This window comes from Ruegeria sp. BC6, from assembly GCF_056539185.1.
The window spans coordinates 113,876-135,426 of record NZ_JBQFUM010000004.1 but is presented as its reverse complement, the minus strand read 5'-3'; the positions used below and the strand labels follow the sequence as shown (position 1 = coordinate 135,426).

Sequence of the window (21,551 nt, the reverse complement as noted above, 5' to 3'; positions counted from 1 at the left end):
ATTCGCGGTTCGGCTCTATCGTGGACTATTTAGGGTCTAATCCGAGTGCGTTGATCGCCGCCTACGCGGGTCACGACTCCAAGTTTGAACCAATTGGCGCCCGCTTCTGTGGATAACTGGGTCGCCGATTCGGATAGGTACCTGTCTACGGGATTCACTCCATCCTGCATATGGGGACCCAAATTTGGTTGATCCACGGGTACCTTTTGTGTCACAAACTTTGGAAACGAGCAGCCGGGCAGAATCATGCCGGATACACAACTGGACATGGATCACCTTTCAGGCGCTTTGCGTCGGGAAACGGTGAAAAAGAATGTGGCCGCGATCCATATCAGCGGTAAGCTGACGCTGTTGCAGCGCAAGCTGTCCAACGTGTTGCTTCTCAATGCCTACGACTCACTGACCACGGCGCAGACCCATACGATCGATGCCCGCACCCTGGCGATGATGGTGGGCTACAACTCTAACGACTTCGACACATTGCGCGCCAGCCTGAGAGCGCTTGCCGAGACAGTGGCCGAATGGGACATGCTCGACGAAAAAGGTCGGCAAGAGTGGGGCGTGTCGTCCTTGCTGAGTTTCGCCAAGCTCAAGGGCGGGATATGCGAATACGCCTATTCTCCGGCCTTGGCGCAGAAGCTGTACGATCCGAAGATCTATGCGTTGATCAATGTGCATATCCAGCGCAATTTCAGCTCGGGGCACGGCTTGGCCTTGTATGAAAACTGTTATCGATTCGTGCGCACCGGGTCGACCGGGTGGTGGGCGCTCGAGGTGTTCCGCAAGTTGATGGGTGTGGACGGCAGCGACTATTACACAAGCTTCAAACACCTGAATGCCAAGATCATCAAACCCGCAGTGGCTGAGGTGAACAAAAGCTCGGATATTCTGATCGAGCCCGAGTTCCGCAAGAAGGGCCGAAGCGTCACCGACATTCGGTTCCTGATCAAGGCGAACCCGCAGAAGGCAATGTTCGAGATCGACGACAGCGATGGGGTGCGCAACCTGGCGGTCTACAAAACCTTGCGCAAACAAGGGGTGTCCGATCGGCTGGCGCGGCAGTGGATCTCTGAGCATGGTGAGGATTACGTTCAGCAGAAGCTGGACTATGTAGCCGGGCAGGGGGACGTGAAATCAACGCTGGGATATCTTTCGGCCGCCCTGCGCGATGACTACAAGGCTCCCGCGGCAGAGACCGTGAAGCCGCCTAGTCCCGAGGCGCTGGCCGCAGCCAAGCAGCGGGAGGAAGAGAAAGCGCGCGAAGATCAAGCTTATGCCGCGCGCGTGGCGGAGCGCGCCGAGCGTGCCCGCAAGCTGGCCATAGTCGAAGACCTGGTTTCGCGGCGAAACCCCACTCAACGGGATGCCGACAAACGCTTGTTCATGTCGACTCTGTCGGACGAGCTAGACCGAGAGAACTTCCGGCAACACGGATGGCGATCAGGTTTGAACGCCAATGCCATTTTTGCCTTTTGGGAGGAGTTGGAGCCCGACGCGTTCCAGACGGAAACCCCCGCCTGAAGTTCAGGCGGGGCAGGGGGCTTATTGATTTTTCAATGCATTTCGCAGCGCATCCCCAATCGCACTGTGCTGCGCATTATGGGGTGATTTTGCGCGTTGTGAATTCGGTATGCCTGTATTCTTTCCGCGCGCGCTCTGGCCTTTGACGTCGCGATCTTGCCGGTCGGAGGCAGCGCCATCCTTGCGCATGCTCAGCCCGATCCGCTTGCGCGGCACGTCGACTTCAACCACACGAACTCGAACGACCTGTCCGGCCTTGACCACCTCGTGCGGGTCTTTCACGAACCGATCGGCCAACTGGCTAACATGCACCAGACCGTCCTGATGCACGCCGATATCGACAAAGGCGCCAAAGGCAGCGACGTTGGTCACGGTGCCTTCCAGCACCATGCCGGGTTTGAGGTCGGTGATCTCTTCGACGCCCTCCTTGAAGCTGGCGGTCACGAAGCTGGGGCGCGGGTCGCGGCCGGGTTTTTCCAACTCGGCAAAGATGTCGCGCACCGTCGGCAGACCGAACCGGTCATCCACGAACTGTTCGGCGCGCAGACCACGCAGCGCACCGTCATTTCCCATGATCTGACGGATGTCGCGACCGCAGGCCTGCACGATGCGGCGGGCCACGTCATAGGCTTCGGGGTGGACGGCCGAGGCGTCCAGCGGCTCATCCCCGTCGCGGATGCGGAGGAAGCCCGCGCATTGCTCGAAGGCGCGGGGGCCAAGGCGGGCGACCTTCAGCAGATCCTGTCGCGACCGGAACGCGCCGTTCAGGTCGCGGTGCGCCACGATGGCTTCGGCCAGACCGGGGCCCAGGCCCGAGACATGGGCCAGCAGCGGCGCCGAGGCGGTATTCAGATCGACGCCAACGGCGTTCACCACGTCCTCGATCACCGCTTCCAGAGACTGGCTCAGCCGGTGTTGATCGACGTCATGCTGATATTGGCCGACGCCGATGTTCTTGGGTTCGATCTTGACCAGCTCGGCCAGCGGGTCCTGCAGGCGGCGGGCGATCGACACCGCGCCACGTAGCGAGACATCCAGATCGGGAAACTCGCGCGCGGCCAGTTCCGAGGCCGAATAAACCGAGGCCCCGGCCTCGGACACCACGACCTTGGTGGGCGCCTGCACCCCCTTGGGCAGCAGTTTCAGCGTGTCGGCCACCAGCCGCTCGGTCTCGCGGCTGGCGGTGCCGTTGCCGACGGCGATCAGTTCGACTTTGTGGGTGGCGATGAGGTTCAGAATGGTGGCCTGTGCGCCGCGCAGATCGTTCTTGGGTTGGAACGGATACAGCGTGGCGGTCGCCACCAGCTTGCCCGTGGCGTCCACCACCGCGGCCTTGACGCCGGTGCGGATGCCCGGGTCCAGCCCCAGTGTAGGGCGGGGGCCCGCGGGGGCCGAGAAAAGCAAGTCTTTGAGATTGCGTGCAAAAACATGAATGGCCTCCTCCTGCGCGCGGCTGCGGAGATCGGCCATCAGCTCGACCATCATCGACAGCGACAGCTTCACCCGCCAGGTCCAGCCTGCGACCTTGCGCAGCCAGACATCGCCCGGCCCGTCACCGCGCGTGTGCAGACGTGCGGCCACTATCGCCTCGGCCCGGGCGGCGCCGGTTTCGCGGTCGGGCGCGATGTCCAGCGTCACGATCACCTCTTTCGACGCGCGCAGCATCGCCAGCGCCCGGTGCGAGGGCACCTTGGCCCAGGGCTCGGCATGATCGAAATAGTCGCTGAACTTGGCGCCTTCCTGTTCCTTGCCCTCGATCACCTTCGAGGTCAGCAGCGCCTCGGCCTGCATGAAGCTGCGCAGCTCGCCCAGAAGGGCGGCGTTTTCGGTCAGACGCTCGGTGATGATGTCGCGCGCGCCGTTCAGCGCGTCTTTGGTGGTGGGCACGGCCTCGGTCACAAAGGCCTGGGCCAGCGCCTCGGGCTCGGCGCTGCGGTCGGCCAGGATCGCGTCGGCCAGCGGCTCCAACCCGTTTTCCCGCGCGATCATCGCCTTGGTGCGGCGCTTGGGTTTGTAGGGCAGGTAGATGTCCTCCAGCTGCGCCTTGGTCTCGGCCCGGGCGATTGATTTGGCCAGATCGTCCGTCAGCTTGCCCTGATCCTTGATCGAGTTCAGGATCGCCTCGCGCCGCGCCTCAAGCTCGCGCAGGTAAGCCAGCCGGTCGGACAGGGTTCGCAGCTGGCTGTCGTCCAACCCGCCCGTCACCTCTTTGCGGTAGCGCGCCACGAAGGGCACGGTGGCGCCTTCGTCCAGCAGCTTGACCGCCGCTTCGACCTGTTGCGGCCGGGCATTGATTTCGGTGGCGATGGTCTGGGTGATGCGATCCAACGGGGCCTCCTTGATCTTTGGTTGGAGGACCGTCTTAGCCAGCGTCCGCGCCAAGGAAAAGGCGTCGCTTGTCGTCGGCGGGCTGAAAATCCGGGCATTTGCGCGGTTTTGCGCAAACTGGGTCAAAATGCGCGTTCGGATGCGATTGATCCCGGGCCCCGGGTGATTTAAGGGAAGCCCTGTCAAATCAGAGTCACCCCGGAGCGGAACAGCATTCACGCTCCTCGCACGCCGCGCCGTACGCGGCACAACTCTCGGATCGCACGCCCCTGAAAGGCTTAAAAAAGGTAAGGGAACATGGCAGAAAAATCGAACTTCGACATATTGTATACCATCGTAGACGAAGCGCCGGAGCTGGCCAGTGCCTCGTTCCTGCCCATCATCCGCAAATTCGCCTCGGCCGCGGGCGTCAGCGTTGGAACCAAGGATATTTCGCTGGCCGGGCGCATCATCGCGGCCTTCCCCGAAAACCTGACCGAAGAGCAGCGTCAGCCCGACGATCTGGCCGCCCTGGGTGAGCTGGTGAAAACCCCCGAGGCCAACGTGATCAAGCTGCCCAACATCTCGGCCTCGGTGCCGCAGCTGGTCGCTGCCATCAAGGAACTGCAGGGGCAGGGCTATGACATCCCGGACTACCCCGAGGATCCCAAGACCGACGCCGAGAAAGAGATCCGCGCCCGCTATGACGCGATCAAGGGCTCGGCCGTGAACCCGGTTCTGCGCGAGGGCAACAGCGACCGCCGCGCGGCCAAGGCGGTCAAACGCTATGCGCAGCAGCATCCGCATTCGATGGGCGAATGGACGGCCGACAGCAAGACCAAGGTGTCGTCGATGCCGGGCAATGATTTCTATGCCAACGAGAAATCGGCCACCATCACTGCAGACCAGGCCGGTGACGCGCGGATCGAATTCGTGAGCAAGGACGGTGGTGTTACCGTCCTGAAAGACGGCTGGACGCTGGAAGAGGGCACCGTTGCGGACGCCACTTTCATGTCAGTCAAGGCGCTGTCGGAGTTCCTGGATGCCGCGATTGAGGACACCAAGAAAGACGGCACGATGTTCTCGCTGCACATGAAGGCGACGATGATGAAGGTCAGTGACCCGATCATTTTCGGCTATGCCGTCAAGTCGTGGCTGGCGCCGGTGTTCGAAAAATTCGGCGACCGCATGGCACAGCTGGGCGTCAACCCGAACTCCGGCTTGGGCGATCTGCTGAACCGCGTCAAGGACGATGCCGAGATCATGGCCGCGATCGAAGCGGTCAAGGCCGAGCGTCCCTCGATGTACATGGTCGACAGCGACAAGGGCATCACCAACCTGCACGTGCCGTCGGACGTGATCATCGACGCCTCGATGCCGGCCGTGATCCGCGCGGGTGGCAAGGGCTGGGACGAGAGCGGCAAGAAGGGCGACACCAACTGCGTGATCCCCGACCGCTGCTATGCGCCGGTCTATGACGAGACCATCAATTTCTTCAAAGCCAACGGCGCGCTGAACCCGGCGACCGCCGGTTCGGTGGCCAATGTGGGCCTGATGGCCCAGAAGGCCGAGGAATATGGCAGCCACCCGACCACATTTGAGGCGCCCGCCGACGGCACGATCCGCATCGTTCTGGCCAATGGCGAAACCCTGCATTCGCATGAGGTCGAAAAGGGTGACATCTGGCGCGCTTGCACCGCCAAGAAAGCCCCGATTGAGAACTGGATCCAACTGGCGATGGACCGTCAGCGTCTGACCGGCTCCGAGGCGATCTTCTGGCTGGATGCGAACCGCGCCCATGACGCCGAGCTGATCAAATACGTCAAGCCGGCGCTCGAGGCTGCGGGCGTAGCCGACAAGTTCCTGATCCTGGCGCCGCGTGAGGCGACCCGCAAGTCGCTGGGAACCATCACCGCCGGCAAGGACAGCATCGCCATCACCGGCAACGTGCTGCGCGACTATCTGACCGACCTGTTCCCGATCCTCGAACTGGGCACCTCGGCCAAGATGCTGTCGATCGTCAAGCTGATGAATGGCGGCGGCCTGTTCGAAACCGGTGCAGGTGGCTCGGCGCCCAAGCACGTTCAGCAGCTGGTCGAGGAAAACCACCTGCGTTGGGACTCGATGGGCGAATTCTGCGCGTTGGGTGAATCGCTGAATTTCCTGGCCGACAGCCGCGGAAACGCCAAGGCCGCCGTTCTGGGCGCTGCGGCCGAGGCCGCAACGCAGGGCATCCTGGACCACGACCGCTCGCCCAGCCGCAAGGTTGGCGAGCCGGACAACCGCGACAGCCACTATTGGTTCGCCCGATACTGGGCCGAGGCACTGGCCGCGCAGTCGGATGATGCTGAACTGGCCGCGCATTTTGCTCCGATCGCCAAAGAACTGGCGGAGAAGGAAGAGCCGATCCTCTCCGAACTGCTGGCCGCTCAAGGCAAACCTGCAGATCTGGGCGGCTACTACCACGGCGATCGCACCAAAACTGCGGCGGTGATGCGCCCCAGCGCGACACTGAACGCGATCATTGGCTGAATTCAGAAGGCCGGGCGAATGAGCCCGGCCTTTTTGTTTCGTCGGATCAGGCGACAGTTATTTTTTTTCCGAGCTATTGTTTGCTTTTGCTTGATTGGCCGGACCTGAACAGTTCCAGCACGACCTGGGTTGGACAAAGGGAGTTGCGGCACGGTTCTCAGCCGGTATCATCCCAGAAAGTTTGCACCGTCGAACGGTTCGGCCGGACAGTGCAGTTGATTTGTTAAAGGGTGTTTCAGAGCTCCTGTGTTCCCAGAAATTGGAACCAGGGCTGGCGCTGGATTTAGATTGCCGGACACGGTCGGCGGAGAGTGGTCATGAGTACGCTGAAGATCGCGGTACTGTCCGACATACATGGAAACGCCACGGCGTATGCGACCGCGATCCAAAAGGCCGAAGCTTTTGTGCCGGATGTCGTCGTCATGTTGGGCGATCTGCTGACATATGGTGTGCGCCCTCGGCAGGTGTTGGAACTGACCGACCAACTGATGGCTCGCCAAAACTGCGTGTTCATCCGCGGCAACCACGACCAGTTCTATTTCGATCTGGATAAAGGTAACCCGTCCTTCTACGACAACATTGCAGGATTTGTGTTGGAGTCCGTCGAATGGACGCATGGTGAGGTCCGGGGCGACCCACCGTTGGCTGACCGATACCCATGGGCCGACCGCCATAGCATGGGGCCGATCCTGTTCTCACATGCCAACCCTTACGATTATGGGGACTGGTCCTATGTCTCGAAACCGGAACAATGGGCACCAGCGGCAGTGGCCTTGCGACACATGGGAAAGACGGTCGGGGTCTTTGGGCATTCGCACCGGGCCTTTGCCGTCATGATCGACGAAGCCGGAAGACCGACACCTGCGGATCAACGCAAGTGGATAAGGATTCCGAAAGGGTCTGTGCTACTGCTGAATCCCGGAGCGGTCGGGCAGGGGCGGGGCACGGGCCTGTCTTATCTGACCCTCGAGCTGGATGGCGACCGGGTTAGAATCGACATCCCGTCGATCAGCTTTGATCTGGAACAGATCCGCGCGGATATTCAGGCCACTGACCTCAGTCAGGGGACAAAGGAACGGCTTATTTCATTCATGGAGAAATGAATTGATCACGGTTTTGGTTACAGGTGCGGGTGGCGGAGTGGGCCAGGGCATCATCAAGTCGCTCAGGCTGATTTCTGATCTGCCGCTGCGTATTCTTGGAGCCGACATGTCTGCCCTATCCGCCGGCCTTTATGCCTGCGACAAAGCCTTTCTGGTCGAAGGGTGCCGCTCGCCGGGATACCTCGACTCACTGGCGCGGATATTTCAGGCAGAGTCCGTGGATTACTATTTCCCCGGTACGGATATCGAACTGGCACTTTGTGCCGAAAACCGGGATCGCATCGCGGAACAGTTCGGGACAAAGGTCGTGGTCAACAGTCCAGAGACGGTGCGTATTGCCGATGACAAGGGACTGACCTCGGCTTTTTTGGCGAATAACGGGCTGCCCTATCCGCGCACGTGGCCCATGGCCGAGGCCTTGGAAATGGATGATCTTATCTACCCGGTCATTGCCAAACCGGCGGTCGGGTTTCGGTCCATCGGGGTCGAACGGGTGAATTCTCGGGACGAGCTGGCCAACTACCCCGGTGATCCGGCGGCAACCATCGTACAGGAGCTGATCGGCGATGACGCGCGCGAGTTCACGTGCACGATCGTCGGGGCGAAGGGGAGTCTGTCGCCGGTTCTGGCACTGCGTCGAGTGCTTCGGTCGGGCGATACATATCGGGCCATTCCCGAGCGGAATCCGGTGATCGAAGACTATGTCACAGCTATCGCGCGAAAGCTGGACGTCGAAGGGGCCTGCAATTTTCAGCTGCGCCTTGGCGACGACGGAGTACCCAAGGTGTTCGAAATCAATGCCCGGTTCTCTGGTACTACACCGTTCTGTGCTCAACTGGGATTCAACCCGGTCGAATGTTACCTCAAGACCGATCGCGGCCTTGCCTATGAGCCAAAAATCGCTTGGGACAGCATGGTTCTGCGGTATTGGAGTGAGCTGGTCGTTCCGCGTTCAATGACAGATACATTGGATCAGGCCGGACAGTCGGAACCTCAGATCCCGGCCCAGTTCAGCCTCTATGGCGGGACGTCATGAAAGTTGCCCTGACAGGGGCGACCGGCTTGCTGGGTCGCCATCTTGTGGCCTGGCTAAGCCGACGTGACATTCCTGTTGCGCGGATCGACCGGTCGGACTGGGATCTGCAGGACGCGATCGCCCATGACAGGCTGGATCAACTGGCGCAAGGTGCGAATATATTCGTGCACTGCGCGGCCCGGATTGACCTTGCCGGGCCTGCGGATGACGGCTCGGCTTGGCGGGTGCTGTTTGACAGCAATGTCCGAGCCACGTTGAATGCGGCGCGTTGGGCGGCAGATCGTGATGTGCACTTCATCTTTGTGTCCAGCGGGTCGGTTTATCGCGATCCTCATGCCCGCAGAATCGACGAAAGCGCGGAAACCGCCCCGGGGCTACTTGGGGGTGATTACGCTACAACCAAGCGTCTGGCCGAAGCGGGGCTCGCTGAGCTTGCCCAGACTTCTGGAGCGCGGGTGACCGTGCTCAGACCGTCGGCGCTCTATGGTCATGGGCTGCCTGATGACAAGTTTCTTGTGCGGATGCTGAATGATGCGGCCGCGGGGCGAAACATCACAGTAACAGGTCCAAGAAACAGCATTGATTTCGTGCATGCGCATGACCTGAGCCGGGCGATTTTGCAATCGGCCCAGGCCAGAGCTTACGGTGTATTCAATGTCTCCGGCGGAGATCCGGTTTCCTTGGCGGATTTGGCGCAGGAGATCATGTCCGTCGCAGGTGGCCGGGGTGTGATCGAAACCCGACCCGGAGACAGTCCGCCATTCACCCGCTTCGATCTGTCCTCGGACGCAGCCCGGGCAGCATTCGGCTATGCGCCGGCTGTGGACATTGCAACGGGTCTGGAAATGACGTTGAGGGGCCAATTGCTGCCGGGAGCGGCATGACCCGGTCCGGCAGCCGGGCGATGGGAGCCGGAAACATGTTTTTTGAAGGTATCTTGGGTGTTACCCTTGTATTCCGGGTACCAGTCTGCGGGCCAGGTAACCCACCGCCGTTTGGATTGTAGAATATGGTGCCAGTCAACAGTATCAGTCGGCCTAAGCCGATTTTGGAGCAGATCGAATTCGCGTGTCTGATGACTGCGTTGCTGTTCAGCACGTTCACTGCCTTTCGCCATCCGGCGGTTCTGTTCACGGCCAGCGACATGTTTTTGACGGTTGCCGTGATCCTGCGGTGCAACCGCAGCCTGCCGCTGTTTCCGTTGCAATCCGCGTCTTCGGTCTGGTTTATCGGCATGCTGATGATGGTGGCGGGACTGTCGATCGGCTCTATCGCGCACGGCGATCCGGTGTCGGCCTTCGTGGTCATCGTGCAGTATTTCTTTTCGTTTGTTCTTCTGCCTCTGGCGATCCTGGGCCGCCCATATGAAGAGGCTGTTACTCTTGCAAAGGTCGGCGTGATCTCGATTGCCTTGAACTGTCTTGTCGGGATGATCGCCTATGGCGTGGGCTATTCCGGTGGCGAATCCCGGTATTTCATGCTGGTCAGCGGCAACTACCGCGTGGCGGGGTTGGTGGATAATCCAAACGGGTTGGCTGGACTGATCGTGCTTTGGTTCCCGGTATTGTGGTATCTTGGGCTGACGGGTGCGCTAAGAAAACTGCCATTCTTGGCCCTCTTCGGGCTGCTCGCCATCACTTTGATCTACGCAAGTTCGAATTCCAGCCTTGCCGGTGCGGTCATCTGCGGTGCTCTGTTCCTGCTGCTGGTCGGAAATCAGCGCGTGCTGATGATCTGGGGAACAGCTGTGACGACGATGGCTTGGATCAGTATCCAATGGGCCGAGTTCATCTTTCCGCCGACGTTCCGCAACCGGGTATTGTCACCTCTGCTCGAGGGGGACCTGAGTCACGCGGGTACATTCGAGGACCGCGCCGATCTCATGATCGAAGCCTGGCGGTTTCTGCCGGATTACTTCTTGGTCGGTATGGGCGCGGGACAGTATCGCGAACTGAGCAGTCAAGGCATTCCCGTTCACAACCTGTACCTGTTGCTGGCCAACGAAGGGGGCATTCTGGCCTTGCTGGGATTGTGCTTCGTTTTGGGGTCCGCCATCGTCTACGCTGTCATGGCCCGGCACAACGTGCCGAACAGGGTGTACGGGCGCGCGACCGTGGTGACTGTCACGCTGACCTTTGCGGCGCTGTCCATGAACTACACCCATGTTTACCAGCGCGGTATGCTGATCCCGTGGATCGTGGCATTGGGGCTGTTGGCTGCGTCCGATCGGTACCGGCGCCGCTAGCGATACACGTCACGGGTTGCCTTGCCCCATCCCGGTCCCGTCGCCAGCCAATTCGTGCAGGAACTCCTCAAGGTTGGTCCAGCCATCTTCGTCCGAATCTGCGGTTGCGTCCATCGGGTCCGTGGGATTCAGGCCCCATTGCATTTCCCATTCGTCCGACATCCCGTCGACATCGCTGTCTGCATAGGGCAGGGCGCTTTCAAGCTCGGGCCAACCGCCGACCTTTTCAGGGTTCTTCTTTAGGATTTTGCCGGAACGGTCACGGACCTCCTGAACAACCCTCTGATCCACCGCGTCGCGAGACGGGCGTGTCGCTCCAGCGTTTTGCAGGACCGTTTCGAACACTGTCGAAACCGGATCGGCCTGGACCAAAGGCGGGGTGACCGGCTCATCAACCACATAGACACGATGTTCGGGGGCAAGAACCAGTTCCTCGGGAAGGTCCAGACTGTTGCGGTTGTCTTCATCAAGATTGTCCCGAAGGTACAGCCGGTAGCCGTTCTTGAAGCCGTCGAACAGGTGCACCAGTAGATTGGAATCGATGCTTTCACCGGACAGCTTCAGGTTGCCAATGATATTGGCGTCCAGCTCGGTCCAGCGATTGTCCAGCGAAACGACATATTGCCAGATCGGTGAGTACATCAGGTTGTTTACGATTTCGGTCGTGGTCCCGGGAGTCTGGGGTGCGATTTGCGGGTTTCTGAACATCCCGTGAGAGAACAGGTTGTGATGGATGCTGAAGTCTCCGCCCTTTGTCAGCAGCATGTTGCGGGCCCGGTTGCTTTTGCCTGGTCCGCCATGCAAGAGGGGCTCGCTGATGATGCTCCACTGAAAGGTCAGCCGTTCGGCGTTTTCTGAGTCAATCGTCTCGTCGCTGCCCCAACTGGCGGAAATGTGGTCGAAGATCACGTCACGCGCGGCTTTGGTGTAGACGCCAATGGCCCCTGAACAGCAGGACTCTACGTCGTGCGGCCCGGGCCGGAACCGAACATGGCGCACGATGACATCATGCGTCCGGATTTCCAATGATGGGCGCAATTGACGTGGGCCGTTTCGGATCGCAATCCCACCGCCCGGAGCGGTTTCTCCGGCGATGGTCAGAAAAGGACTGTTTGCGATCAGAGACGCCTTTTCCAGTGTAATCGTTCCGCTGACTCGAAAGATGCAGGTTCGAGGTCCTTTGGCATCAATGCATGCACGTAGGGAGCCGGGCCCGAATTCTTCGGTAGTGGTGACATAAATCGCGCGCCCGCCGCGCCCACCTTTGGCCGCGGCGCCATGCCCTTCAGCGCTGGGAAATGCTCTTTGGGAGCCATCCGGCAGTTGCGCCGAAAAGGACCGGTTCGCGTTCTCGGCCAGCAGTGTGCCAGGGCTGCAGCCAATCGCCAGAACAGTCGCAAAAAGCGATACTTGGAATACGGCGAGCAGTCTTGGCCTTTTTGCAATGGGCATTCTAAAAACCTTGGCTGTTGTCAAAATTCTTCTGCCTTTGGTCTAGGGCGCGGTGTCCCGGGTTTGGGCTTTGGTCGCGCAGACCATCATTGAATCCCGCAGGTGCACTGGGATCACTAGGTCAGCCAGCCGTGCCGGAACCTTGAAGCGCGCCCATCTGGGTAGATAACGATGCACTCTTTCAACCAGATATCCTAACGGAAAATACCAAGTTGGACGATGAAATTCGGTTTGCTGCAAGCCAGCTTTGGCCAAGGCAAAGCGCAGTGTTTCAGGGTCGAAATAGCCGATATGCGCAACACGATAGTGCCACCATTGGTCTCCCATGACGCGCGCCAGCAGGGACGAGCGGTCGGGCGTAACGACGACCAGTACTCCGCCATCGGCCAGCAACCGCGCAGCCTGAGTGATCAGGTCCAGCGGATCCGGAACATGTTCGACCACGTCTACCAGAGTGACTACATCGTAGGGGCCGGTCAGATCGGGATGTGGAAGAACGCCTTGGACCACCGGCAGGCCATGATGTTTTGCCCGGGCGCAAAACCGTCGCGACGGCTCAACCCCGATCGCGTCGTAACCACAGGCGATGGCCTCCTCGACCAGAATACCGGTTCCGGCCCCCACATCCAGCAGCCGGTTCGCGCCGGCAGTGGGTCTTGGCAGCCTGTTTAGCAGCACCCGTTTCTGCCGCGCCCTCTGCAGGCGCGTCATCTCATAGGCCGGGTCTTCGAGGTCTTCGTAGAATTTAAGGACATCGATCATATCCGTGCATTGGCAAAAACCGCAGCGGACGCACTGGTCGATCGCGGCGGTTGTACCGTAGTCGGCATTCGAAATTTCAAAGTTCCGCGACGTCGGATCCCCGCGCAGGGTGCTTTCCTTTATCCTCCTGAGGCCGCCGGTGCCGCACAGCCAGCATCGCCGGATCGGTGCGGATACAACATCATCTGAAGGCTGGTTCACCATGCGCGCATCACCTCCAGTCTGGCAGCAAGCCGGTCCGTTGCCCGGCACCTATGACCCGACTGGCCGGATTTCAAGCAACTGTTCAAAGAACGGAAGCTTGATCTCGAGCAGAACGAACATGACCACCACCAGCAGAATAACCTGAAAAACAAGGCCGCGTTGTTTGTACAGATTTTCGGGGGCCTGTGCGATCGAGTCCCGGGCCAGCCCGACGGCAAGATAGCGCCCGAACAACATCGCCACGAAGGGCAGAGACAGCAGAAGCTCGACTTTGTACTTTGTCAGGAAAACGCCCAGGAAAGCGGTGGACAAGATTGCGTAGACCAGCGCCGACACCAATAGCTTCGACTCGTCATAGTCTTTGAAAGATGCGCGGTACCGCGCGGCAAGCGCCGGGTCGTCAATGGTACGATATTCGGCAAAGCGCTTGATCGCCATCAGATACGCGCCCCCGAACCAGTACGAGATCAACACGCTGGATGGTGCCACGATCGGCGGAACCATAATGAACCAGCCCGCAAAGAACCGGATGGGGTTGTTGATGGCCTCGCTCAGAACGTCCAAATAGGCGCGGTCCTTGGACCGGATTGGTTTGACGTTGTAGATGATCCCCATGATCAGCAGGGACAGCGCCGTCAGGAATAACGGCGTATTGATCAGCAGCGCGAGTCCTAGACCTACGATGGCCAGACCCAGCCATTGCAACCAGACGATCCGACCGTCGATCTCAGTCACGACCGAGGCACGCTCTTTCTTCTTCGGGTGGTGTCGGTCGAATTCACGGTCCAACCACTCGTTGATGGTATAGTTGGCCGATGCGATCAGACAGATCGAAAAGATTCCGACGGCGAGGTCGATTACCGACCGACCGGTGAACTCGGCACCCATGATGACCGCAAGAACGGCACCCGGCAGAATGAAGATGTTCTTGAACCAATGGTCGATGCGCGCAATGGACAGATAGTCTTTGAATCCGGCTTTTACCATTGCAACCACTTTCACCGACACAACAACATTTGCCGGACCCGAAAAGGCGGGAAACAGAACAATACGGGCGGCATGTCAGATTTCCAGACTGCGCCTTGCGTGCTTCTTCCGGCGATCATAAAGCTTCAAAACCACAAGGAAACTAGCACATATGACCACCGCGACGATAGGCCAAAGTGCTGCAAGATACCTTACCGACGCAATGGATAGTGTTGCAGACAGAAACAATAACGCATGCAGGCTCAGCACCCCCAACCCAGCCAGGGTCAGCATCTGACGTCCGGGCCAGTTTCGGCGCAGCCAAAGGATTGAGGCCGCCAGGATCAAGATCGAAGCCAGCCAACCTATCGCAAGCGCGGAATGGATAAGACGTGCATGCGGCGGATCAAATACATCGCGGGTGATGTAGCCGAGCGCATTGTCCATCGGGAACGGCCCATTCTGCGCGATGTAGGCGGTGATGTCGTTCGCGGTTACGGCATGGTAGAAGGGCTGCCAGAGGGCGGCATAGTGTTGTAGCGGCAACCGCAGAAACCCCGTTGGATTCGCCAGAATTCGTCTTGAACCGATTTCGGCCATGAGTTCAGTTTTTGGAATGCCAATTCGGTTGGCAGTGGACTGCAACCGGTCCTTCTCGTACAGAAACATCAAACTGGCTTCGTAGCTGTGCATCAGAAAAAAGGAGACCGGTCCAAATGGCGCCCGGGAAATCGCCTCGCGTGCTTCTGCCGGGCCCTCTTCTTCAAGAATAATCCAGACTTCGGTTCGTGGGTCATCGGGGGCATAGGGGCTTGGGCCTGCTGCGAACATGGCGCTTTTTGCGAATAAGACGTTCCCCAGCACGCTTTCGCGAGGTTCATCGTGGCGAAGATCGTAAGCGGCGCGGTCTGCAAGCAGCACGAAGGTGACGCCCAGAACTGCCAGAGCCAGCCCAGCCCACGGGCGCCTGCCATTGAAATAGCTCGCGCAAAGCACCACCACGATAAGGATGGGCAGAAGAGCAAAACCAACTGGGCGGATCGCGATCATGACGCCGACCGTCATGCCCAGGGCTGCAAAGTGCCAGGGCTTGGGGCCGTGGATCGCTTGCACCAGACAGGCAAGATAGACGCATGTCGCGCTCTGGAACAGAGACTCGGACAGGATGCTGTAGTTGAAGTAGATCGTCATCGGGTTGATGATCAGAAGCCCAAGCAGGACCAGACCGGCACCGGAGTGGCCAGTGGCCCGGGCCAGCGTGACCGACAACAGACATGCTGCGGCCGAGAATACCCATATCTGGCCCACAACAGCGGCGCGCAGCGGGTCTGCGAACCCGTCGAAAAGGTCCAGAAAAAAAGGATATGCAAAGCCGCGATAGGCGGCGGCTTGAACGTAGTCTGCAGAGTCGCTGGAGAAGTTTACGTCAACCAAGGGAAAAGCCGTCTGAATCACCGCCTGGACCAGTGCCAGCGCGATGATTATGAGTCCCCCGTTTTCATCTGCCCTTGAAGAAGCTTTCCCCAAAACCCACTCCAAGCAAAGTCCGGTATTTCCGACCGCGCCGCACGTCGGCCAGTACCCGCGCGCAGCATTCGGTGCCCGCATGGTAGCACAGACTCGGCCACCAGACATCCCCGGTGGCCGGAACGGCGCGGTCGCCAGGTTTTCTAGTAGTCGTCGTAAGTGCCGTAATACCCTTCGTATGTGGTCCAGCGGTACTTCTTGGGGTCGACGTCATTCAGAATCGTACCCAGCACATTGAAGCCGGATGACTGAAGCCGTTTTGCCGCGGCTTGCAACGCATGCTGTGGCGTTTTTCCCCAGCGCGCGACCAGCAGAACGGCGTCGGCGAGGATGTCGTTGCGGTACACTTCATCCATCACCAGTGCCGGGGGTGTGTCCACGATAATGATATCGTATTGATCCAGCAGCGTTTCTTTGAGTTGCTTGAGCTTGTTTGACGCGGCATCAGACAGCTCGTGCGTAGGCGAGGCTGCGGTGATCAGATCCAGTGACCCTTTGGTTTCGGTGGTCAGAGCATGCTGCAGGGTGACACTGTCAGAATAGATTTCCGAAAGTTGCACCTCATCCATGTCCGGAATGAACGTCTTCGTCGCGCCGCGACGGTGCGTGTCCAGATCAATCAGCAGAGCATTCAGTCCGTCGACCGCCGCCGAGGTCGCCAGAACGCTGCTGACGAAGGATTTGCCCTCGTTCGGCAGGCCAGAGGTGATCAGGATCACCTTGGAATGCTGGAACTTGATACAATTGGTCAAGATGCCCCGGGCGGCTTCGGCCAGCGGCGATTTCTGGCTCTGCAACAGGTTTTCGATCGCCTTGTTCTCACCGGCGAACATTTTGCTGCGTCGCTGCCGGGCGATATATCCCAGGTTGCTGAGGCCGGTCATTCGGAAGATCTGGTTTTCGCTGCGCACCGTTCTGTCCAGGCCCTCGCGCACCAGCGCGATGATGAAGCCAACGATCATGGCGAACAGGCCGGCCAGCACCGTGATCAACGACCTGCTGGGGGCATAGGGTTCAACCGGGATGCGTGCTTTGGAAACCTGAATCGTGCCGTCCTCAAGCTGGCCGATGCGAGTTTCCAGCAAGGTCAGGTTGTCGATCGTGGTTTGATAGCGGGTTCGCAGTAGTTCGACCTCGCGTTCCCGGCGCAGCAACGACAGCTCCAGACGGGTGCGGGCCTCCAGCTCCTGCTCGGATGTGACCAGCTGTTCCTGGAGGGCCAGAATTTCGTCTTCCGGCAGGTTGCGTTCGATGCCGATGCGCAGCTGGGCCTTGCGCCGCTCAACCTCGGCGCGCAGCCGGGTCACGACCTGTTCGTCATCCAGATTGTCCTCGCGGATGAACTCGGCCAAATTCGATTCCGCCTGGGTCAATTCTTCGCCAAGGATACCGACCCGGCGTTTGAGATTGTCGATCGATGTCATCAAGCGATTGACGCGTGCATCGCGTTCGTTCGCGATATAGACGGCAATGACGGTATTGGGCAGGGCTGCAGCCAGCACCGGCGATGTGGATCGGCCTTCAATGCTGATGGCGAGGCTTTCTCCCGCGCGGGAGACGGAATAAGAGGCCAGAACCTTGTCGGTGACTGCAGCGCGGTGAATCTCTTCATCCGCCTCGCTGTCCGCGCCGGGGGCACGGCGCACAAAGCTGGGGTCGTCGAACAGACCCAGGCGGTCTGCCACCTGCTCGGCAAAGTCGCGAGACCGCAGTCGGGCTAACTCGGTTTCCACGCTCGACCGGTTCAGTTCATAGGTTTCCAGCTGTCCGGTCGACTCGCTGAATCGTGTTTCCGTGAGAGCCAGAACCATCTGCGCGTCCGACCGATACTGGTCGGGGATAGTCGACATGTAGAAGGCTGTTGCCGAGACCGCACCAACGACCAACAGAAAGATGACCAGCAGGTTCCGGCGCAGCAGCAACCAGATGTTGATGAAATCGTTGGTTTCATGCTGGTTGGCAATTACGTCGTCACCGGATTGCACGAGTGTTCTCCATTTTTTTCGGACCGTGAATACGGCTTAAAATCGGCGTCAGAATCGAACTGTTTTTTATCATATTGTTTTACCTGTACTTTGATCGGCTCGATAGATTTATCTAGCCATATCAGGCCAAAAGGCCGTCCCTGTGCGTTTGGCGGGCAAAAAAAGCGATGCAAATCCGAGAGCAGAGAGTTTTTGGCCGTTCTGGCGTCGGGCGAAGAGCTGCCTTCTTGAAGTTTTAAATTTGTGAACAAAGCGCTTGGTTGCCGGCGTTGTTTCCAAAGTCGATACAGTGGGTTTGGTCCGGCATACCTACCTTCCGGCGTCCTGCGCCCGGGCTTCCGGTGGTTCAGCAGCAGGCTCGCGAAAGGTGATTTTCCAGTTCAGGGTAAAATTCAGGATGAATATGCACCCGGTCACGAACGCCTGAATGATCAAGTAGTGGAAAGGCAACAACGCAAAGAGAAGAGAGAACAGCGCCACGTTTATCGCCGAGGTCGTCGCCGTGACCAGAATGAACCTCTGTAGGGCGCTGCGATGTGGAACGCTTGACCGAAACACCCATAGTCTTTGGATGCAGTAATTGAATGTGGCCCCCATCAGGAACCCGATTGCCGAAGCGATCGTTTCGTAGATGCCCAAGACCTCGACCGAGAACGCCATCGCCGAGAAATGGATGATGACGGCCGTGCACCCGGTCACGAAATAGCGACCGACCAGAACCGAGACGTGTTTGAGGTCTTCAAACTTCATCAATCAATCCTTCAGGGCGTGAATGCAGAGCCACCCGATTGAATATCATCGATCCTATCATTGTTCGGCCCCGAGTGTTGGAACAAGCTTCATGACATTCGATCCTTCATTCGATCGGTTTGAAACTGGCGGGAGATCCATAGATCCGCCCGTCGGCCTCCTCATAGAGCAGCGTCAGATCAGCTTCGCGGATCAGCCGTTCCTCATCGACCAGATAGAACCGCCAGTCGACCTCGTTCAGGATGGCGACAACCGCGTTTTGGTCGGCCACGCGTTTGCGGACCTCCTGAATTTCTTTATCTGGCGATGTACCAGGGTCCGGCCTGCCGGTTCTGCGCTCGAACAACTCAGGGGACTTGAGCGCATTCACGCCCTTGACCAGCCGAATGACATCATAGCCGTTGGAATAGACCACGACACCGTCCCGCAGATTGTCCAGATGCGCCAAAGTCGGAGAGTTCTTCCAGACCGGTGAGGCATAGAAATTCCCCTCCGTCATGTGGGTGCGGGTCATCGCTGCTGTACGTACGGCATAGGTTCCGGTCAACGCCAGCGCAAGTATGAGAGCTACGGGACGCAGCCGGTTCATCACATCCGTTCCGGGCTGACCGCCAACGAGAGCAAACCCCAGAACCAGAGTCGAAATGAACACTGGCAACAGGTACCTGGCATGGATGGTCAGATTGGCCTCGATAAACAGGGCCAGAACAAGGAAAGGAACGTAGACTAGCAAAAAGAATGAGATCGTACGCGCAACTGGCAGACCGGGAAGGTCATCAGGGTTGGTCTGAACCTTCAAAGCTGTGCCGATCAGAGCAATGACGAATCCCAAAACCACGACCAAAGCGGTCAACGTGACAATCGGCGGCAGAGAGCTTGGCAGCACGTAGGCTGACAGGGTGGTCAGTGCCGCACGGAAGGTCTCGGTGTCGGGATCCCCAAGGAACGCTGCTTGACGCCCGATGCCGGTCCCGCCGGAGGTTTGATTGTACAGGTACCACCCGATGATGATTGCTGATGCGATCAGGCCAAACACAATCGCCGAAACCAGTCGACGGCGCAGATCACCGTGCCCGTAAACAAGGATTGTCAGCGAGCAGGCCGCGATCAGTGGGACCAATGCGAACCGGGTCAGCACGCACAGGGCGGCCAGGCAGCTTGCCAATACAAAGGCGGACACGTTGTCGCCGCGCAGGTAACGGGACATGAAGAAATAGGTGCCCAGCAAGCAGTTTGTCGTGAGTGGTTCCGACAGGATCGTGACATGCGCATACATGAACTGGGGGCTCAGGATCATGATCAGTGCTGCCAGAAAGATCATCCGCGGCCGAACCTTGCAGTCGTTCAGGATCAAGAACATCAAAGCGATGTTCAGGACCAGGCTGAGGATATTCAGTACGGTGGCCGCAAGCACAGGCTGGACACCCATTCCGGCCAGCAGATCAATCAGCGCGGTATAGGTTGGCGCCTGTTGAAACCGGTCAGGGGACAGCCCCAGATAGGCCATAGAATCCGGACGCATTCCGATTCCGTGCCAGGTGCCGGCGGCAAAAAGCCCGGCTGCACAGGCAACGAGGAAAAAGAAAAATACCTTCAGTTCGGTGGACTGCCGCATGAATTCAACCCAAAAACACTTTTACAACCAACAGCGTGAAACATTGCCGAATGTCGCAAGTAACCGTTTTCGAATTCGGCGTATCCATAATTTTTCACCGGCGGAGACGATGACCCAGAACGCTAAGTAGGGTCACTTTTGTTGTCAAGTTTACCCACAGCCGCCGCTCGGACCGGCCTAGTTTCGACCTCCGTGCGGACAGCATTGCGCCGGATCGAATGAAGCTGGATCCGCAAGAGGCGATACATTCACATACAGGCTGAGCGCCACAATTCCACTCAACAGCAAGCCAAGACCCGGCTTTTCCCTCAGCAGAATGACCGAACCCAGGATTATGGCCGTGGTCCAGTGAGAGCTGTAAAGCAACACTTCGAGTGGGTTGAAAAACAGGTAGAACACAAAGAACGTGCCCACCAACGTCCACACTGCCAGCACGAGCGGGGCGCGGCCAGGTGTTCTGGTGCCGGAAACAATTGCCCATCCGATCAGGATTGTCGCCAGAATTGTCAGGGTCAAACGGCTTGGATCGCGGAGAATCTCCCATAGCCGATCCAGCAAAAAGCGGCACTGAACGGTTTCGGCCGGCGCGACCCAGGAAAACAGGAAGAAGCCGGCGGCATAGTCTTTGATGATTTCCGGGTTGGTGAAGTTCGCAGCGTCCGCGTACCGGCCAACCATCTCGGTCGGTTCCATGAAAGGATCACCGTCCAGAACGATGCCAAGAAAAACGACCGGAGCCATCATGCAGATTACGGCAATCACCGACGGAACCACCAGTCCGAACGTCAATTTCCGCCCGACACCTCCGCTGAGAGAAGCCCATGCAAATCCAGCATAAACCAGAGAGAATGCAGCCGCCGGCAAATGGGACCATCCGGCCAGCACACCGCAAGCCAGGCCAGCGATCACGCTGGTAAGGGCCGGGTACTTGGCGCAGTGTCTGGCCATCTCGGCCATGATCAACAATGACATGGCGATCGCCCAGAGTGAGACGCTGTAGGTCTCGACAACGCTGAGGGTGGTGACGGTTCCGAAGGTCAGGAGAACAGCAAGCGTCGCCAGAATGGAAACGGAGAGCGACAGGTGTTGGCGCAGCAGGAATAGTGCAATCGTGACAGACGACATGGCAGCCCAGAATGCGAGGCTGATCGAAATCGCGACAGGCTGCCGGATGCCCAGCCCAGTCAACGGCTCGGCGATGGCGGCATTCAGCATCACCACCAGCGGGTGGCGCGCAAGGTGGAAAGCCAGGTAGTGCCCCTGAAACAAGCCATGCGAGTAACGGCCAGGGTCCGAGGCAAGGATGCAGTCGTCGTTGTAGAACGGTTTGCCCGGTGGTGCGGGCATGTCCAGAAACTGCCGCGCGAATTCCAGCCGGAAAAAGAAAAAAGCAAAGACCACGCCAAACAGAAGCAGTAGCGCGAGGCCCACCTGCCGTCTCATTGCAGGGGGTTGTAGAGACCGAAATTCGGACCGGACATCGCGCCAAAGGCCCGAGCAGGATGCAATCAGTTCAGTCATGAACAGACTTAGGCACGTCGGTACG

Annotated in this window: 15 protein-coding genes; 6 read left to right on the top strand and 9 right to left on the bottom strand. The window is 58.9% G+C overall.

The window, feature by feature from the left end; genetic code table 11:
- Positions 1–246 precede the first annotated feature (246 nt).
- Positions 247–1,521, top strand: coding sequence for a replication initiation protein (locus ACR0MM_RS13285; RefSeq protein ID WP_093963740.1), 1,275 nt, complete (start codon positions 247–249; stop codon positions 1,519–1,521).
- A 21-nt stretch (positions 1,522–1,542) separates the two neighbouring features.
- On the opposite strand, the gene ACR0MM_RS13280 is transcribed toward ACR0MM_RS13285, so the two are convergent.
- Complete coding sequence (locus tag ACR0MM_RS13280; protein ID WP_480696650.1) at positions 1,543–3,849, bottom strand: Tex family protein; 2,307 nt, start codon at positions 3,847–3,849, stop codon at positions 1,543–1,545.
- 297 nt (positions 3,850–4,146) lie between these two features.
- Between ACR0MM_RS13280 and ACR0MM_RS13275 the strand changes: the two genes are divergently transcribed.
- From ACR0MM_RS13275 to ACR0MM_RS13255, 5 genes are all read left to right on the top strand, one after another.
- The gene (locus ACR0MM_RS13275) at positions 4,147–6,360 is read left to right on the top strand and encodes an NADP-dependent isocitrate dehydrogenase (protein WP_170367452.1); all 2,214 of its coding nucleotides are present in this window, start codon (positions 4,147–4,149) and stop codon (positions 6,358–6,360) included.
- A gap of 317 nt (positions 6,361–6,677) precedes the next feature.
- The gene (locus ACR0MM_RS13270) at positions 6,678–7,463 is read left to right on the top strand and encodes a metallophosphoesterase family protein (protein ID WP_480696648.1); all 786 of its coding nucleotides are present in this window, start codon (positions 6,678–6,680) and stop codon (positions 7,461–7,463) included.
- Position 7,464: 1 nt separating this feature from the next.
- On the top strand, positions 7,465–8,499 hold the full coding sequence (locus tag ACR0MM_RS13265; RefSeq protein ID WP_480696646.1) for an ATP-grasp domain-containing protein: 1,035 nt from the start codon (positions 7,465–7,467) through the stop codon (positions 8,497–8,499).
- Complete coding sequence (locus ACR0MM_RS13260) at positions 8,496–9,383, top strand: NAD-dependent epimerase/dehydratase family protein (RefSeq protein WP_480696644.1); 888 nt, start codon at positions 8,496–8,498, stop codon at positions 9,381–9,383. Before ACR0MM_RS13265 ends, ACR0MM_RS13260 begins: the two co-directional genes overlap by 4 nt.
- A 191-nt stretch (positions 9,384–9,574) precedes the next feature.
- Complete coding sequence (locus ACR0MM_RS13255; protein ID WP_170367456.1) at positions 9,575–10,744, top strand: O-antigen ligase family protein; 1,170 nt, start codon at positions 9,575–9,577, stop codon at positions 10,742–10,744.
- A 9-nt stretch (positions 10,745–10,753) separates the two neighbouring features.
- Here ACR0MM_RS13255 and ACR0MM_RS13250 read toward each other — a convergent pair whose 3' ends face one another.
- The 8 genes from ACR0MM_RS13250 to ACR0MM_RS13215 all read right to left on the bottom strand — a co-directional run bounded on the left by ACR0MM_RS13250 (position 10,754) and on the right by ACR0MM_RS13215 (position 21,436).
- A complete protein-coding gene (locus ACR0MM_RS13250; RefSeq protein ID WP_480696642.1) occupies positions 10,754–12,196 on the bottom strand; it encodes a hypothetical protein in 1,443 nt (480 codons plus the stop codon).
- 42 nt (positions 12,197–12,238) lie between these two features.
- The gene (locus ACR0MM_RS13245; protein WP_480696640.1) at positions 12,239–12,958 is read right to left on the bottom strand and encodes a class I SAM-dependent methyltransferase; all 720 of its coding nucleotides are present in this window, start codon (positions 12,956–12,958) and stop codon (positions 12,239–12,241) included.
- A gap of 252 nt (positions 12,959–13,210) precedes the next feature.
- Positions 13,211–14,149 carry a UbiA family prenyltransferase gene (locus ACR0MM_RS13240; RefSeq protein WP_480696638.1) on the bottom strand — a complete coding sequence of 313 codons (939 nt, stop codon included), beginning with the start codon at positions 14,147–14,149 and terminating at the stop codon, positions 13,211–13,213.
- Between the two features lie 75 nt (positions 14,150–14,224).
- Positions 14,225–15,667, bottom strand: a complete 1,443-nt coding sequence (locus ACR0MM_RS13235) for a hypothetical protein (RefSeq protein ID WP_480696636.1) — start codon at positions 15,665–15,667, stop codon at positions 14,225–14,227.
- Positions 15,668–15,798: 131 nt separating this feature from the next.
- Positions 15,799–17,640 (bottom strand): GumC family protein, encoded by a 1,842-nt coding sequence (locus ACR0MM_RS13230; RefSeq protein ID WP_170341739.1) that lies wholly within the window; start codon positions 17,638–17,640, stop codon positions 15,799–15,801.
- A 309-nt stretch (positions 17,641–17,949) separates the two neighbouring features.
- A complete protein-coding gene (locus tag ACR0MM_RS13225) occupies positions 17,950–18,390 on the bottom strand; it encodes a GtrA family protein (RefSeq protein WP_480696633.1) in 441 nt (146 codons plus the stop codon).
- A gap of 106 nt (positions 18,391–18,496) precedes the next feature.
- Positions 18,497–20,005 carry an ArnT family glycosyltransferase gene (locus ACR0MM_RS13220; protein ID WP_480696632.1) on the bottom strand — a complete coding sequence of 503 codons (1,509 nt, stop codon included), beginning with the start codon at positions 20,003–20,005 and terminating at the stop codon, positions 18,497–18,499.
- Positions 20,006–20,182: 177 nt separating this feature from the next.
- Complete coding sequence (locus ACR0MM_RS13215; RefSeq protein ID WP_480696631.1) at positions 20,183–21,436, bottom strand: hypothetical protein; 1,254 nt, start codon at positions 21,434–21,436, stop codon at positions 20,183–20,185.
- Between the last annotated feature and the right edge of the window lie 115 nt (positions 21,437–21,551).